The sequence below is a fragment of the Pseudoalteromonas sp. McH1-7 genome, from assembly GCF_013366255.1.
Taxonomy (GTDB): Bacteria; Pseudomonadota; Gammaproteobacteria; order Enterobacterales; family Alteromonadaceae; genus Pseudoalteromonas; species Pseudoalteromonas peptidolytica.
Genome location: NZ_JABWPQ010000005.1, coordinates 223660 through 239396 on the forward strand (window position 1 = coordinate 223660; position 15737 = coordinate 239396).

The window sequence follows — 15737 nt, forward strand, 5'->3', positions numbered from 1 at the left end:
AATGAGAACTGCATTTTATATTTCCGATGGCACAGCGATAACTTCTGAAGTGTTCGGTCATGCTACGCTTTCTATGTTTCCTGTTGAGTTTAATCACCAGACAATTCCTTTCGTCGAAACAATAGAAAAAGCTAATGAAATTAGAAGCTTGATCGACTCTGTAGCTGAAGCTTCAGGAGAAAAACCATTAGTGTTCTTTACTTTTGTTAACCCTGAGCTATCTGAAGTTATTCTTTCATCTAAGGGTGTTTGTTATGACTTTTTATCGTATTCGGGTGAACTTGTAGGTGAAGAACTAAAAGTTTGCCCTGTGCCGAGAATACACCGTACGCATAGTATTCACGAGTCTACTTATGACTTTAGAATTGATGCTGTTAACTACGCTTTAGCAAATGATGACGGTGCAAATATTAAAAATTACGATGAAGCTGACATTATTTTAGTCGGTGTTAGTCGTAGTGGTAAAACGCCAACCAGCTTATATTTAGCACTACAGTATGGAATTAAAGCTGCGAATTATCCGATGACAGAAGAAGATTTGGAGAGCGGTAAGCTACCAAAATGTTTAGATAATTATAAAAAGAAACTTTTTGGCTTAACTATTGAGCCTGAGAGATTAGCTGCTATCAGACAGGAGAGGATGGCAAACTCAAAGTATGCGTCTATAAGGCAATGTCGTATTGAGGTGAAGGAAGTTGAGATGTTATTTAAGCGCAATAAAACTCCCTATTTGAATAGCACGCGATATTCCGTTGAAGAAATATCAGCCAAGATAATTTCTGAAACAGGCTTGAAACGCAGAAAATACTAAAAGAAGGCCGCGTGTGCGGCCTTTTGAAACACAAATTCTTATCTTGCTTTTCTTGCGTCTTTAAGTAAGTCTGCGACTAAAAATCCAAGTTCTAAGACTTGATCTGCATTTAAGCGTGGGTCACATTGAGTTCTGTATCGCTGTGACAAGTCTTCATCCGAAAGACCGTATGCACCACCAACACACTCAGTCACGTGCTGTCCTGTCATTTCTAAGTGCACACCACCAGGGTAACTGCCTTCAGATTTGTGAACCGCAAAAAACTGACTGATTTCTCGAAGGATATTATTAAAACTACGTGTTTTATATCCTGTCGTCGATTTTTCAGTGTTTCCATGCATGGGATCGGATGTCCAAATAACTTTGCGACCTTCTTGTTGAATTCGACGTACCAGTTTAGGTAATTTTTCCGGAAGTACATCTGCTCCCATACGAGTGATCAGCGTTAAACGACCCGGTATGTTGTCTGGGTTGAGGGCGTCTACAAGCTGAATTAATTCATCTTCTTGCATTCCTGGGCCAACCTTAACACCTATTGGATTTTTGATGCCCCGGAAAAACTCGATATGAGCATGATCCAATTGTCGCGTTCGCTCTCCAATCCAAACGAAATGAGCTGAACAGTCATACCAGTCGCCTGAAAGATGGTCACGTCTAGTTAACGCTTCTTCATAACCTAGTAATAGCGCTTCATGTGAAGTATAAAGCGGCGTTTCTTTAAGGCTCGGCGCTACAGTGGAATCGATACCACAGACTTCCATAAATTCGAGCGCCTCTTGAATACGCTCTGCTAGTTGTTGAAATTTATCTTTTAGAGGATTCGCAGCGACAAAACTCATGTTCCAGCGGTTTACTTGATGCAGGTCGGCAAGACCACCCTGTGCAAAGGCTCTGAGCAAATTGAGTGTCGCCGCTGATTGATGATATGCTTTCATCAACCTATCTGGATCAGGGATACGAGCATCTTCTGTAAACTCGAAGCTATTTACGATATCACCACGGTAAGAAGGTAAAGAAACACCATCTATAGTCTCAAAATCAGCCGAACGTGGCTTTGCGTATTGGCCAGCCATTCTTGCTATTTTGACAACAGGACACTTACCACCATACGTTAAAACCACAGCCATCTGAAGTAGGGTTTTGAATGTATCGCGAATATTTGCAGCACTAAAGTCAGAAAAAGATTCAGCACAATCTCCACCCTGTAATATGAAAGCTTTTCCTTCACATACATCCGCTAGGCTTTTGTATAGACTACGTGTTTCTTCAGCGAAGACTAACGGCGGTGCTGAATTCAGTTCACTCTCTACCGCACTCAATTTGGTTGAATCCGGGTATTCTGGTTGCTGTAAGATGGGCTTATCTCTCCAGCTATTTGGGCTCCAATTGGCCATTTTAAAATTCCTCATTCCAATATGTGTAAACACACTAGAACAGTACCCTAACGGCTAATTTTCATCAAGGGAAATATAGATTTTAATAAGGGAAAGAACACATCATACATTAAAAATGTTTTAATATAATCAACACCTGTTGCAAAATTTATAAAAATTCTCCAAGCGCAAAAGATAAACCTTTTTAATATTGTGTTTATTTACAGACACCGTCTCTTTGAGCAGAGTCTATCAATTGTTCATTTGATTAAAGTTTAGAGTGATACGTCTTCTCAAACGAATGGGTTATTATGTTAAATAAGACTTTTAATCTAAGATTGACGATAAAGTATTTAACTTAATTCTGTTCGCACTAGATCAAACTATGAAATATGCTTTTAGTTCGTTTTAGGTATTTTTGATTGATAAATTAGATACGATAACTTCTAAAAGTTTTCTCCACCTACTTTTACAATATTATTGAAAGATTGAGTTTGTATAATTTCTAGCTATAAAAAGGAAGTTTTACTAAGCATAATCTAAATTATCAAATCTTAGCTTGAGCCTAGTTATGAAAAAGTCTCTAAGCAAATCTTAAAACAAGCAAACAAAGTTACCACTTGATTGATACCTTTCAAAGCGCACCTTTACCTACGCAGCTTAAAAATTCAATTATTAAGATGAAAGCAACATTTTAAAATGTGCCACAGCAGTATTAACTCTATTTTTTATCTTATAACGTTCTTTCGGGATTATTTTGAATGATAGGTTTTTTAGTCTAATCTCTACAGCAGCATGGTTTTACCAATAAACACTAGACATACCAGTACCGATAAGTAAAACGGTTAAATGTCAGATCCACTAACTAAAGCAATCATCTATTCAGACAGATTTACAATCATCAACTTGAGTCAATTGTCAACCCAGTTGAAATGTAAGACAGATTACATTTAATTTTTTAGGCTTCTATACCTATCGCATAGAATTGATAAGCTTTCTTAGGTCACTTATAAGTAAAAGACATGATATTGGAGCTGGTAAAACTTTTTTGAGAAAAAAGAATCATAGCAATAATGCCATCAAGGATTACTTCTCGATCTTCCAGTAAGTCAAAAGTTAAAACCAATCTCACATTCGCCATTGAAAAATCGAATCTTGTTATCATACAACATATTCTGCATCTTCTAGCACTTTGGGCCTAAAAACGTAGGAAAAATTATTAATAACCCGATTTATTCATAACCTGCTTGCGTTCAGGTTTAGCATATTTTATTGATGACAATGTATAATTCTACCTTCTCAGAGTTATCAAATAAACAATAGCGATCGCTACCCTACTTCTTTTCTGTGAAAAATTCATTTAGTCGCTAAAAGACAATTCCCTTACTGTCCTTATTATCATAAAGAATATCAATCTAGGTCTTTCGGTAACATACATTTAGCGTTGTTACATTAGAATTGACTTTACTTCGTAAAAAGAGATATTATCGCGAGGAATGAAAGGAACACATCATACTTTATTTAAAATCAATATTCTCCAGAGCTGCAAAACGACAACCGAAGGTAAACGCAAGAACACATCATATGAGAAAATCATCTTTCATACATCACTAGTACAGTCCAAAATTACCCTTATAGTCAAACAGCTATACTACATAGTTGATGATCTGATATAATAATGCTAACTTCAAAAAGAACACATCATACATGAATAAATTTAATATCCGTTCTACATTCGATGTATTAATACATCATATTGATCAGTTATGTCATGAATTACAGCATAGCGAAATTATCAAAGCTAATTTTTATGAATTACCAGCAGTAAAAAAACAAGATGAGGAAATCGCACCTAAGCAGATTCCTATTTTAAAGTTAGACGGTGAAGATGCGAAAAAGAAATGTATAAACTCGTTCCGTGATATTTTTTTAAGTGGTCGTGAGAGTGGCAAGTTACTACAACGCTTTCCCGGTCTTTTACTTGTCAACGATCCGAGAGACACAATAAAATCAAGAGTCGCAGAAGTTAATTTAGCAAAAGAAAATTTTAAAAATACGATTTTGGAAATTTCTAACAACGATGCGCGGTTCGAGGCTGTGCATAATGCCGTACCTGATTTAATAACTCTTGCAGCCTATCGAAAGATTCATTGTGAATCAGAGCCGCCTTTTTCTGTTCGCTTTACCTGGATGAAAAAGCATGCGACTAGAGTGCTAACAAAAGATGCCGCTTTGGAAATGCTTAATCGCTCCTCTATTTATTCTAATCCGAGAATGATAGATCAAGAAAAGTGGAAACAATTAGTTGAACAAGAAAAATACCGTGTATCGAGCCTTTCTGAAAGTGCAAAGCTAAGAATAAGAAGACCTACTCGAGTAACACCTGAAGTAAATGTCCGTTATACCGCATCGAACCGTTATCATGTCAGTGCTGCACTGCCTTTTATTTTATTAAACCCACACCCTGATACTAAAATTGGAGAACTCTCCAATTTTATTGAAAAAGATGACCACCCTAGAAAGCGAGAGTATAATTTTCTTGTTGATAGAATCTACCTAGAACGCTGTGATTAATCAGTATTTATGTGTGATTATGCGCGGAATAAGTTTCATGATCAAAACTTTCAGCTAATTTAACATAACAGGAATGCGGCAATAACTCCATTTAGTATGATGTGTTCTTTAACAGCCTAGATTTGTATCATCAAAGTATAAGTTGAATCTACTAAAATAATAATCGCGTTAGACATCAAGTTGATGAAAGTTTAGATCAATTTTCTTAATTAAGTGGTCTATTTTTAGGCGAGATAATCTTGTCGATAACTCCGCTACCGCCTCCTGCTATCGCTAAGGTACCTACATCCATATAGGCAAGGCAAAATTTCTTATTTAGTTGTTCTAAATAAGAAATTTTTAACGCTGTTAGCGTCAGATTTATTCTTTCAAATTGTGTAAGTATTAAGTCTAATTGGCATTAGTAGTAAAAAAGAAGTTTGATGAGTGAGCAACCAATTTATAGCGCTTGAAGCAAATTTTATTTCAATATTTATGCTCGAAATGCGTAACAGCAGATAAAATATAAGAGAAGCTAGTTTGTTATTTTTTAGATGGCAATTTATTAACATCGTCCCAACTAGCACTTGTATCTGAACAATAATAGTGGATACAGCTAACCGCACTTTAAGTTTTAAAAACTAAATTCAGGGAAAATCTGAAGAATAACGAATCTACTATTCTTCAGATTTTTTATTTGTTCCAAATACTATTATTTTGAAGCAGATTCCTGTTAATTAAATATGATTAGTTAAAAGTTTTCTATCGTGTAGCCGTTGGAAAACAGAGATCAGCAGAGGCGTTTATTAAATGTTTATATGGCATTCTTCGAACAAATACCACTTTGTATGACATTACTTTTTCACTATTTCTTCTAATGTATCTTCATCTATTACTTCTGCATTTTCAACGATACGCTTACCACCCTGAATCTCAATGCGCTTGTGGTGTTTGTTAAGCGCTAAAATTTCATCACAAAATTGTGCTGAAGGGTGCATTTCATAAACATAATCGATGATTTTTCCAGACTTTTCATCTTTAACATTTGAAATGTTGTACTCAGATATAGCCCCTTTTTCGATCAAATCCTTCATTGTTGTAGTCATATCACGACGTAGGGCTTTTAGTTTATTTTCTGTAATTTCATCATCAGAATAGATAGAGCCATACTTTTCCATGATTGAAATCAAACGAAAATGATATGTTTTACCAGGAGCTGCATATCGCCAAAGGTGATAGAGACGCAACATCATCCAACGCGATAAACCGCGTTTTAACTCTTGCGCACTATTAAAGTAATAACCTTTATACTCCAGATTATCAATCATGTTGTGTACAAAAGCATTAAGACAAGCTACACATTTTATGTTTCCACCCTGTCCTTTTTTGCCACTAAAATGAAGTGAAGACAAAAAGTTCATGTTCGATTCGTAGAAAGAATCATCAATACTTGGATTCTTAGTATCTGTTGCGGTGTATTTAAAAGAAAGTTTTGAACCTTGAAGTGCTTCTAGTGACTCCTTAATTTGAGGGTACGGCATCGACTGTCCAACAGCCTTGAGTTCTTGGGCTAGTTCATTCATAGAAAAGATAACAGCATATTGAATACCGGACTTAAAATTAATCTTTACTATTTTCCCTTTTGAAGCAAGACGAATAAGTGCACGCTCAACTTTTTCTTCACGATCAGAAGGCCAGACCAAAAACTCCTCGTCATCGCCATCTTTTTTCGTACTCACAACAGCAGGCGTAATTTTTATCTCACCCTCATACAAAATCCCATCAACTTTCTCTGAAATTTTTCTAGTAACGATCGTTTTTTTTGGCGCTTCTTCTAATGGTAGTTTTTTATGACCAGAGCGAACAAAACGACCCCATAAGTCATAATGATTAAAGGTATTTGAGTAGGCTCTCAAACCATGAGCTGCATGCTCTATTGATACCCGAACATCTTTATTATCAGTGAACAATGCCAAACTTTCATTATCGATAGCACTTTCTACACCATGGATCTGTCCACGAAGTGAATCGGGCAAATTGTCAACAGAGATGTTCACCTTCCGGCTCATTGTTTTACTTCCAAATTTTCATGACGTCTAATAACAACATATTCAGCAGGAAAAGTTAATGATTAAAGTTAGTATAAAAGTGATCTGAGGTCATTTTTTTTGTTTGGATCATTTTTTTACTAACTGGTTCAATTTTCAGATCAACATTTTACTAAGCTAGCACTTAAAAGCCCATAAAAACCCTCTCAATAATCTAGTTTTTTGCTGATTTTGACCCACTACACCACGCCCCTGTGGAAAACTACAACCTAAATTAGTATAGATCTGATCTCTACTTAGAAGAGATCAGATCTATACTTACATTTTACGATCGGATCTTACCGCTACTGTGAATAACCAACTGATTTTTCTTAGTAAAAAATTGATCTCATTAATAAAAAAATAGCATATACCTGTGGGTAAGATGTGAGTAACTATAAAAATAAAATACTAGTTAGTAAAAATCAGATCTGTTAGTTGTAAGAGATCTGATCTTAACCAAGTAATATTGTGATCTAAAAAAAACAATAAAATTCATATAAAACATATAGATACATACTAAAATTTAAACATTAGCCTTTAATACCTATATATTTAGCCATATCTAACCTTTCTTATTTATTCTTAGATGTAAACATAAATTACAAATGTCTTTGTTTTTTTGTGTTTACAGCAAATTGAATGGACATTATAATTATTAGCATCAAATGAAGGATAATGTGTATGTCTATAAATAACAATGCGCTCTCAACGTACAGACTGTTAAAAGCAACAGCTGAAGTCGCCGAACAATCTCTTGCTGGTCGGATACAACACTATCGCGCTCATTTAAAAACCGAAGAAAAAGAACTTCGAACTTATACGCAAAAAGCAGCTGCTGATCTTTTAGGTGTCAATAACAGAACACTCAAACGACGTCATGACCAAGGTGACTTTGACAATATAAACATTAAGAAAGGTGCTAACGGTCATTATGCTTATACATTATCAAATATCTTCGCTATGGCCGAAGTATTAGGTGTAAGTGCAGACCAACGTAAAGAAAAAGACAAACTTCAAGTTATCGTGATTAATAGCTTAAAGGGTGGATGTGGAAAAACAACGAGTTTGGTAAATATTGCAGCAGCCTTAGCCACTACAAATATTAAACGCTATCGCATAGGGATCATCGATCTCGATCCTCAAGGATCTTCGTCCAGCTTTTTTCCATCAAACGATCATGAGCCGATCACAGTCGGTGATTTAATGAGAGATTGTATTGATTTAGATGAAGGTGAAACATGGGAAGATCTAGTTTCAAGTGCATTTCAGACAACCCACATACCAAATATTAGAGTACTACCATCAGGTATGGATGACTTTTACTTTGAACATGAAACTGCTACCGAATTGAAAGAAAGCTCAAGCTATGAATCAACAAGACACTATCATAAGCTCAAAGAAAAGGTTATAGAGCCTGTACAAGATGAGTTTGACATAATTCTTGTAGATACTGCACCATCACTTAATTTCATGTTCTACAATGCACTGATGGCTTCTACTTCAATGTTGATCCCTGTTCATCCAGAAGCGGTTGACTTCGATGCAAACAATAAATATCTAAAACGCCTCGGTGAAATTTATCACACTGTTGCAGCATTAGGTCACGAGGGGTGGGATTTTATGCAATTTTTGGTAACGAATTACGTAAAAGGAAACCATTCACAGCGGGATATTGTTAAGGATGTGCGTAGTGCATTTGGTAGGCAAGTAATGAGTTACCCGATCAACCATAGTTCCGCTATCACCGCAAGCTCCTCGTCGTTTAATACGATATTCGATCAAAAGACTTCTGATAGCCTTGCAAGTAGAGAGTCTTTACTTAAAGCACAAGAAAATATCAAAGACGTAGTCGATGAACTTGAAATGCTTATTCGCTCAAATTGGCCTTCAACACAATCTTCGCTAGCAGAATAAAAAAGGTATCTACAAATGGCTAGAAAACGCAAAAATGACACAAGAATAGACCCTTTTGCAACCGCTGTTGAGGGTAGTAGTTTGGACGATCTATTGGATCAGGCAAAAGTAGGTGATGTGGTTACAATGCCAGCTCCAAGCGATCCTAATCGCACGATTGTATTGACCTGTGAGATCATTCCATTTTCAGATATTGAGAATAAAACAACAGTATTTGGACAAAATCGCCGCGAGCAATCTTTGTTAAGCGAAAAAGCAGTTGCTGATATTTTACCTGCAATCAAAAAAGACAAGCGTAATTTGCATCCAGCTCTATGCTGGAGGCACGATGGCAAGTTACACGTATTATCAGGGTCAAGACGCCGCAAGGCCTGTTTATTAGCTGAAGCTGATTACGTTGTTCTGAGTTCCAAAGATTTTAACGAGGAAGATGCTAAAACACTGGCGGTTTCTTCTGATCAGTATATTGCGCCTAGTTTATGGGAGTTGGGTAAAGCATATAGCGATACTAAGCATGCTTTGATCCAACAAGGTAAAAAAGGATCTTATCGAGAAATAGCAGCAATTGAGGGAGTTTCTCATACCGCTGTAGCTGACGCACTAAAGGCATTTGAAAGCATTCCAGTAGAAGTACTAAAGTATTATCCAACCGCAAACCATTTAGGCAGAGAGGCGGCAAAAAAATTGATTGCAGCGAAGCAAGAACAGCCTCAGTTTTTCGCTGAACAATTGGCAGGATTATCAAACCAAGAGTTTATGACCGATGAAATGTCAGATGAAAAAAGAGCACTACAGATAACTAAATTTTTGACAACATTTGGCAATAGCGATTCGGCAAGAGTCGAATCTATGCTCGAAAGCGATTATATTAGGATCCAGCGTAACTTAAAAAGCGGCGATGTTACCGTAAAAATTGATAATCGTGTTCTTACCGATAAACGTTTGGAACAATTACAAAAACTACTGAGTAGCTACAATTAAACGTTACCGATACCGAGTTGGACAAATTTACTTCAACTCGGTGCTTTTTATGGTCACTTGACCTCCAACCAGTCGTTTTTTACCTATTTTCTCGCATTTGGCTCTTTAGCTCATATCACTAATTTCATATACTGGCTTTTTACTTTGATTTTGACGTGCACTTAATGTCTTCGCAGTTATCTAAAGAGCAACTTTTCGCCTTATTTGAAGAAATCAAGCAGGAGCAAGCGAGTCAGTTTCCGCTATCTGAGCGATTTCTTCGTCAATATTTTAATTCCGGCTTGTTAGCAAAAGCAAAGGAATATCTTAAAGATGAACAGGTTTGCTTTTTGCAGCATAGTGATAACTTCGCTCAGATTGATGCGCAAGTATTGGGCAATTACGGTAATACGTTTACCCAGCATATCAAAATCAATCAGGAGCAGGGTGCTGTCTCTGTCGAAGCAAATTGCTCTTGTTCTAATAATCCTAAGTGTCGACATATCGCAGCTGTATTGCTGAAACTAAAAATCGAACACTCCGGTGGATTTGGCGAAGCTTTTTTAGTTAACGATTGGTTTAATGAATTAGCGCAGCTACAGCAAACAGATAAAGCTGACGCTGATAATGTGTTGTTGTTTGTATTAGAGCCTCGGGCAAATGAAGTATTAGTAAGCCCTAAAGTATCACCAAACCGTCCAGATGGTCTGTATCCTCTTGGCCGTGCACTGACAGAGCAACAACTCAACAGCCAAGTTGCTCCCGCCGGATTATTAGAAAGTGATTTTCGCTTATTCAGTTGGATCCGCTCCCAAAATACGCCTGGCCACTTTGAGTTGTTTGGTGCGTGGGGCTTTAATGCTCTGACTCAGCTTATACATACACATCGCTGTTTTTATCGTAATCATCGTCAGCCATTGGAGTTGGGTCACAAGCAAACATTAGACTTTTATTGGCATCAAGAGAATGACGAATATCAGCTAAAGAGCCGTTTAGCTGGTGTTGAGCATTGGCGATTAGTTAAAACCGAGCCACCAGTTTATTTGGATACTGAAAATCTACTCATTGGTAGGATTGAATCTGAATTAACCGCATCTGAAATTGCCCATCTCCATACGATGCCACCGATCACAGGTGAAAAACTTGAGCAAGTGATGTCGCGCTTTCAAGATATTTTTACTGACGATATTATTGCACCGCCATCTGGTTTTTCTCAACTCGTAAACCCGCAATCAACAGTCGCCAAACTGATCAAATCAGAGCGTGCAAACAAAATTAGGTTTACCATTGAGCCACTAGGAAAAGGTGGGTCGAAAAAACAATTATCGCGTCTTGAACAAGTGCTTACAGGACTGGGCTTTGTACACGAAGGCGAAGACTTTTTGCTGCCTACAGATGACGGTGTCGAAATACATTGGTTCAACAAAGAAGTTAGACCTTACCTGCAAGGTAAACGTTGGGTTGTGGATGAGCTGCCAGGCAATGGTCATGTTGTTACTCCGAAAGTGATCTTATCTCTTAAACGTGACAAACAACACCATGTTTTGGGTAAAGTGATGCTGGATGATAAACCTATTACTTTAAACTGGGATAAACATCCGGTTCACGAGCTAAACAATTTAGCCCATGAGTATCGTTATGTGGAGATCGGAGAGCAGTTTTATGCAATCAGTCGCAGCGTATTTGATGAATTGCTGACATTAAAATCTCGCTTTAGTTATTACCTATCCAGCTCTCAGTTTAAGTTCCCACTTTCGTACGCTAAAAAGCTATTTGAGCTAGCGCATATTGAAACCAAGTCAAGCGATCAAAAGCTACTTGAATATTTAGCGGAATTAGAAAAGCCGATTGAACAAAATGAAGTTATTCCGGCTAGTGAAGGACAGTGCTTTACTTTACGCGATTATCAGGCTCAGGGAGTTAATTGGCTTAAGTTCCTAAATCGTCATCAACTAGGTGGTATTCTCGCTGACGATATGGGTCTTGGTAAGACGTTACAAGTAATAGCATACTTTATTGCGCAACATAACACCCTCGTGACACAACCAAGTTTAATTGTCTGCCCTACTAGCTTAGTTGGAAATTGGAGAGATGAATTTAAGCGCTTTGCTCCTCACCTACCCTTGACGATTATTCATGGTGCTAACAGAGAGGAAGCACTAACTAACTTATCGGGTGCTCGTTTTATACTGACCACTTATCCATTGTTAAAACGAGATGTTGCTTATTACAAAGGGTTGGATTTCGACTCTATCGTGTTAGATGAAGCGCAGTATATCAAAAATGAAACTGCACAAATTTCCAAATGCGTGAAGGGACTTTCTGCGCGTTTCAAACTCTGTTTGAGTGGCACACCGATTGAAAACAATTTACTTGAGCTAAAGTCGTTACTGGACTTTGTAATGCCGGATGTATTGGGGACCAAACAACAGTTTAAACAACACTTTCAGATCCCTATCGAGAAAGAGCAAGATCGTGCTCGTGCGAGCGAACTGAGATCTTTAATTGCACCGTTCATTCTAAGAAGAACAAAGTCAGAAGTAGTAAAAGAGCTACCTAATAAAACAGAACTTATTAAAGAGTTAGAGTTCTCAGAGTCGCAGCATAGGCTGTATCAAGGTGTGCAGCATCAAGTAGAGAGTAAATTACAGAACTTATTCCAAGAGCATGGCGTTGAAAGGAGTAAGTTGGCGTTTCTTGATGCACTGCTTAAGCTGCGTCAGATCTGCTGTCACCCTCAACTCGTGGATAAGGATTTGGCAGAGCATAGCAGTGCAAAGTTTGAATGGCTTGCACAGCACCTGCCGACACTATTAAGTGAAGGTCGTAAGATCATCATCTTTAGTCAGTTCACCAGTGTGCTTGATCTCATTGCGGAGCAGTGCCAACAACAACAGCTGAAGTATACAATGTTAACCGGTCAAACCAGACAAAGGGATAAGGCAATAGAAGCATTTACTTCAGGTAAGTGCAGCATCTTTTTAATAAGCCTTAAAGCCGGTGGGACAGGCTTGAATCTTACTCAAGCTGATACCGTGATCCACTTTGATCCTTGGTGGAATCCAGCTGTTGAAAATCAAGCTACTGATCGCGCGTATCGTATTGGCCAAGACAAGCCGGTCTTTGTTTACAAATTAATTATGGCTAATTCCATCGAAGAAAAGGTATTTAAGATGCAAAGAGACAAACAGGCGCTAGTTGACGCTTTGTTTGCAGACTCTGGAGTTAACCTGAGCCAATTTGATGAGTCACAAATGCTCGCATTGATAAAAAGTTAAAAATAAAATTGAACTAAATGAAAACCTCGTAGGTCTATGATTATGCTTATTGCGAACATGTTGGTGTAATAGGCGTATGTTGATTTCCCCCTTTGTTACTGATTGTAATAAGCCAGCTTAACTAAGCTGGCTTTTCTTTTTCTGATGAAAAAAACATCATCACACTCCATTTTTGTTCCATAATGTCGCGCTTTAATATTCATAACGGAGAAACGCCATAGACCAATTAGGATAATGCTATGCTTTGCTACGATGCGACGATTACACACTTAAACTTTATTGAGACACAATCACAAACGGATTATGATCTGTTAAATGAAGTGGCGAGTTCAGAGGATTTGTCTAGTATACTGACAATGTTGTTATTCGATGACACACTGTCGGATACTTTGAAGCGTCAAGTCCGACAGCAATTGAAAAGTTTAAAAGCAAAGAGTAAATAAACCCTATGTCTACACCTCCAAACATCTTACTCGTTGAAGACGATCAAGATATTGCAGAACAAGTATTACTGTTCTTTAGAGCGTCAGGATTTAAGATGTTCCATATTGCTGATGGCGCAGAAGTGGTATCTTGGGTACGCGAAAATCAACCGGATGCGATTTTAATGGATATCATGCTACCAAACCAAGATGGTGTGGAATGTATGCGGCAAATTAGGACATTCTCCGAAGTTCCTATTGTTATGTTAACAGCAAAAGTCACAGAAGCTGATCGTTTACAAGGACTAGAGGTTGGTGCAGACGATTATGTTTGTAAACCATTTAGCGCAGCTGAATTAGTGATGAGAATAAAAGCTATCTTACGTCGTTGCGTGAACACGCATTCCTACCAAAAGCCGATAGAAGTTAACCGTGATGAATTGAGTGTAAAGTTGAGCGGTTGTACTTTGGGGCTCACTAAAGTTGAGTTTGATGTATTTGCTTTGTTGTACGATGCGCCTAATCGTGTCTTCTCAAGACAACAAATTCTTGACCATATTCAGCCAGATAATTTTGATATTTCAGATAGAGTTATTGACAGTCATATTAAAAATATTAGAAAAAAAATCAAAGAATTAGAGCATTCCCCTAAAATTGTTGAATCGGTGTATGGCGCCGGGTACCGTTATAATGGCCAACAGATCACTGAATGACTAAGTGATTGAAATTTATATCTAAGGTATTATCAAAGCAGAACAACTGATGAGATTTCAATATGCTTTGGTCAATGCTTTCAACAACGCCTGCATGGTATAGTTTGGCACTGTTTGCAGGCGGTGCAGCTACCCTCCTTCCTATTGTATGGGTGATCCGCAGTACATTAAAAAGTCAGCTGCATACTCAACAAGCAACAGAATATGCCTTGCGTACTCAAATCGTTCAAGCTGAACAGGTAGTTCAGGAGCTCCGTGAACAGCAGCTACAAAGTCATGGCCAAGTACAGCAAATGCAAGCCCGCCTTAACGAACGTCAACGTCAAGCTACTGAGTATCAACAGCTTTGGCAGCGTGAGCTCGACGCCAAAGAAGAAATTCAAGCCCATGCTCATGGGCTTGAAATTGAAATGGCGAATTTACAAACCTTATTAGAGCAAAAGCAACACCATTTTGAGCAGCAACTAGCGCAACTTGAACAAGCCAAAGTACAGTTAAAAGAAGAGTTTCATAACCTTGCCAACCAGATCTTTGATGAAAAGACAGCGCGCTTTAGCCATCAAAGTAAAGAAAAAATCCAACAATTGCTGCAACCTGTCCAAGGGGAGTTAAAAGGCTTTAGGGATAAGATGGAGGCAATCCATAGCGAAGAGCTGAAACAGCGGGCTTCTTTGAAAACTGAATTACTCCATCTACAAGCTAATAATCGAGTGATGACAGAGCAGGCTGAACGCTTAACTACTGCGCTACAGGGACAGAAAAAAGCACAAGGTAATTGGGGCGAATTGATGCTTGAAAATGTGCTCGATAGTGCTGGTTTAAGACCCGGTTATGACTATCAGCGAGAAGTTAATTTTAATACAGATGAAGGAAAGTTTCGCCCTGATGTGGTGGTTTATCTGCCGCAATCTCGACATTTAGTCATCGATGCGAAGACATCGTTAAACGCCTATACGCGTTATATTAATTCAACAACTGACAGTGAGGCCAATCAGGCTATCGTAGCGCATAGCGAAGCTATTACAGCGCGTATAAAAGAACTTGGAAGTAAATCCTATGAGCGCCTCCCTGGTCTCAATTCTCCGGAAGTGGTTATTATGTTTATTCCGATTGAATCGGCATTTGTTGAAGCGGTAAAGCATAAACCAACCCTTTATCAAGACGCGCTACAACATAATGTTTTGGTTGCGACGCCAACGACTTTATTGACGAGTCTCAATATCGTGAAGCAACTATGGCGTTTTGAAGATCAAAGTAAGCATACGAGAGAGCTGGCACTACGAGCAGAGAAGTTTTATAACAAGTTAAATAACTTCTTGCATAGTATGGAGAATGTGGGCAAGCAACTTGATAAAGCGAAAGAAAGCTATGAAAGGGCATTTTCCCAGTTGTATATGGGCAAAGGAAACTTAATCAAACAGGCCGCTGAGTTTAAAGAGCTTGGTGTTGCGGTAGTTAAAGAGCTGCCAGCAGATCTAGAGGAAAAAGCGAAACTGGAGCTCGAGCCTAAATCCCCTTCTCTCTCTTCTAAAAGCTCGTAATGATCTAATACCATATATGGACTCTCTCCGATTACAAGATAGTAATTGATAGAATTTCAAAGTTCATTGCTGCCATATATTC

General features: G+C 38.0%; 10 protein-coding genes. 8 read left to right on the plus strand and 2 right to left on the minus strand.

The features are described 5' to 3' along the window. The first annotated feature begins 1 nt into the window (after position 1). Entirely contained in the window at positions 2 to 811 is an 810-nt protein-coding gene (ppsR, locus tag HUZ36_RS05745; protein ID WP_128732017.1) for a posphoenolpyruvate synthetase regulatory kinase/phosphorylase PpsR, read from the plus strand. Between the two features lie 38 nt (positions 812 to 849). On the opposite strand, the gene HUZ36_RS05750 is transcribed toward ppsR, so the two are convergent. After that, positions 850 to 2205 carry a class II 3-deoxy-7-phosphoheptulonate synthase gene (locus tag HUZ36_RS05750; protein WP_125251286.1) on the minus strand — a complete coding sequence of 452 codons (1356 nt, stop codon included), beginning with the start codon at positions 2203 to 2205 and terminating at the stop codon, positions 850 to 852. Positions 2206 to 3891: 1686 nt separating this feature from the next. Between HUZ36_RS05750 and HUZ36_RS05755 the strand changes: the two genes are divergently transcribed. Beyond that, positions 3892 to 4758 carry a DNA replication terminus site-binding protein gene (locus HUZ36_RS05755; protein WP_147391100.1) on the plus strand — a complete coding sequence of 289 codons (867 nt, stop codon included), beginning with the start codon at positions 3892 to 3894 and terminating at the stop codon, positions 4756 to 4758. A gap of 833 nt (positions 4759 to 5591) precedes the next feature. Here the strand turns inward: HUZ36_RS05755 and HUZ36_RS05760 are convergent. Continuing rightward, complete coding sequence (locus HUZ36_RS05760; protein WP_125251284.1) at positions 5592 to 6806, minus strand: replication protein A; 1215 nt, start codon at positions 6804 to 6806, stop codon at positions 5592 to 5594. 702 nt (positions 6807 to 7508) lie between these two features. Here HUZ36_RS05760 and HUZ36_RS05765 point away from each other — a divergent pair. The 6 genes from HUZ36_RS05765 to rmuC all read left to right on the plus strand — a co-directional run bounded on the left by HUZ36_RS05765 (position 7509) and on the right by rmuC (position 15655). Next, on the plus strand, positions 7509 to 8741 hold the full coding sequence (locus HUZ36_RS05765; protein ID WP_128730449.1) for an AAA family ATPase: 1233 nt from the start codon (positions 7509 to 7511) through the stop codon (positions 8739 to 8741). Positions 8742 to 8756: 15 nt separating this feature from the next. Beyond that, the gene (locus HUZ36_RS05770) at positions 8757 to 9722 is read left to right on the plus strand and encodes a ParB N-terminal domain-containing protein (RefSeq protein ID WP_128730448.1); all 966 of its coding nucleotides are present in this window, start codon (positions 8757 to 8759) and stop codon (positions 9720 to 9722) included. 164 nt (positions 9723 to 9886) lie between these two features. Then, a complete protein-coding gene (locus HUZ36_RS05775) occupies positions 9887 to 12979 on the plus strand; it encodes a DEAD/DEAH box helicase (RefSeq protein ID WP_176032316.1) in 3093 nt (1030 codons plus the stop codon). Between the two features lie 239 nt (positions 12980 to 13218). Next, complete coding sequence (locus HUZ36_RS05780; protein ID WP_125251280.1) at positions 13219 to 13422, plus strand: hypothetical protein; 204 nt, start codon at positions 13219 to 13221, stop codon at positions 13420 to 13422. A 5-nt stretch (positions 13423 to 13427) separates the two neighbouring features. Continuing rightward, positions 13428 to 14114 (plus strand): response regulator, encoded by a 687-nt coding sequence (locus HUZ36_RS05785; RefSeq protein ID WP_147389151.1) that lies wholly within the window; start codon positions 13428 to 13430, stop codon positions 14112 to 14114. Positions 14115 to 14176: 62 nt separating this feature from the next. Further along, entirely contained in the window at positions 14177 to 15655 is a 1479-nt protein-coding gene (rmuC, locus tag HUZ36_RS05790) for a DNA recombination protein RmuC (protein ID WP_176032317.1), read from the plus strand. Positions 15656 to 15737 lie beyond the last annotated feature (82 nt).

What these genes read in the sequence shown, in the direction of transcription:
- ppsR (WP_128732017.1), top strand. Translation starts at nt 2, where the DNA reads ATGAGAACTGCATTTTATATTTCCGATGGCACAGCGATAACTTCTGAA.
- HUZ36_RS05750 (WP_125251286.1), bottom strand. Translation starts at nt 2,205, where the DNA reads ATGGCCAATTGGAGCCCAAATAGCTGGAGAGATAAGCCCATCTTACAG.
- HUZ36_RS05755 (WP_147391100.1), top strand. Translation starts at nt 3,892, where the DNA reads ATGAATAAATTTAATATCCGTTCTACATTCGATGTATTAATACATCAT.
- HUZ36_RS05760 (WP_125251284.1), bottom strand. Translation starts at nt 6,806, where the DNA reads ATGAGCCGGAAGGTGAACATCTCTGTTGACAATTTGCCCGATTCACTT.
- HUZ36_RS05765 (WP_128730449.1), top strand. Translation starts at nt 7,509, where the DNA reads ATGTCTATAAATAACAATGCGCTCTCAACGTACAGACTGTTAAAAGCA.
- HUZ36_RS05770 (WP_128730448.1), top strand. Translation starts at nt 8,757, where the DNA reads ATGGCTAGAAAACGCAAAAATGACACAAGAATAGACCCTTTTGCAACC.
- HUZ36_RS05775 (WP_176032316.1), top strand. Translation starts at nt 9,887, where the DNA reads ATGTCTTCGCAGTTATCTAAAGAGCAACTTTTCGCCTTATTTGAAGAA.
- HUZ36_RS05780 (WP_125251280.1), top strand. Translation starts at nt 13,219, where the DNA reads ATGCTTTGCTACGATGCGACGATTACACACTTAAACTTTATTGAGACA.
- HUZ36_RS05785 (WP_147389151.1), top strand. Translation starts at nt 13,428, where the DNA reads ATGTCTACACCTCCAAACATCTTACTCGTTGAAGACGATCAAGATATT.
- rmuC (WP_176032317.1), top strand. Translation starts at nt 14,177, where the DNA reads ATGCTTTGGTCAATGCTTTCAACAACGCCTGCATGGTATAGTTTGGCA.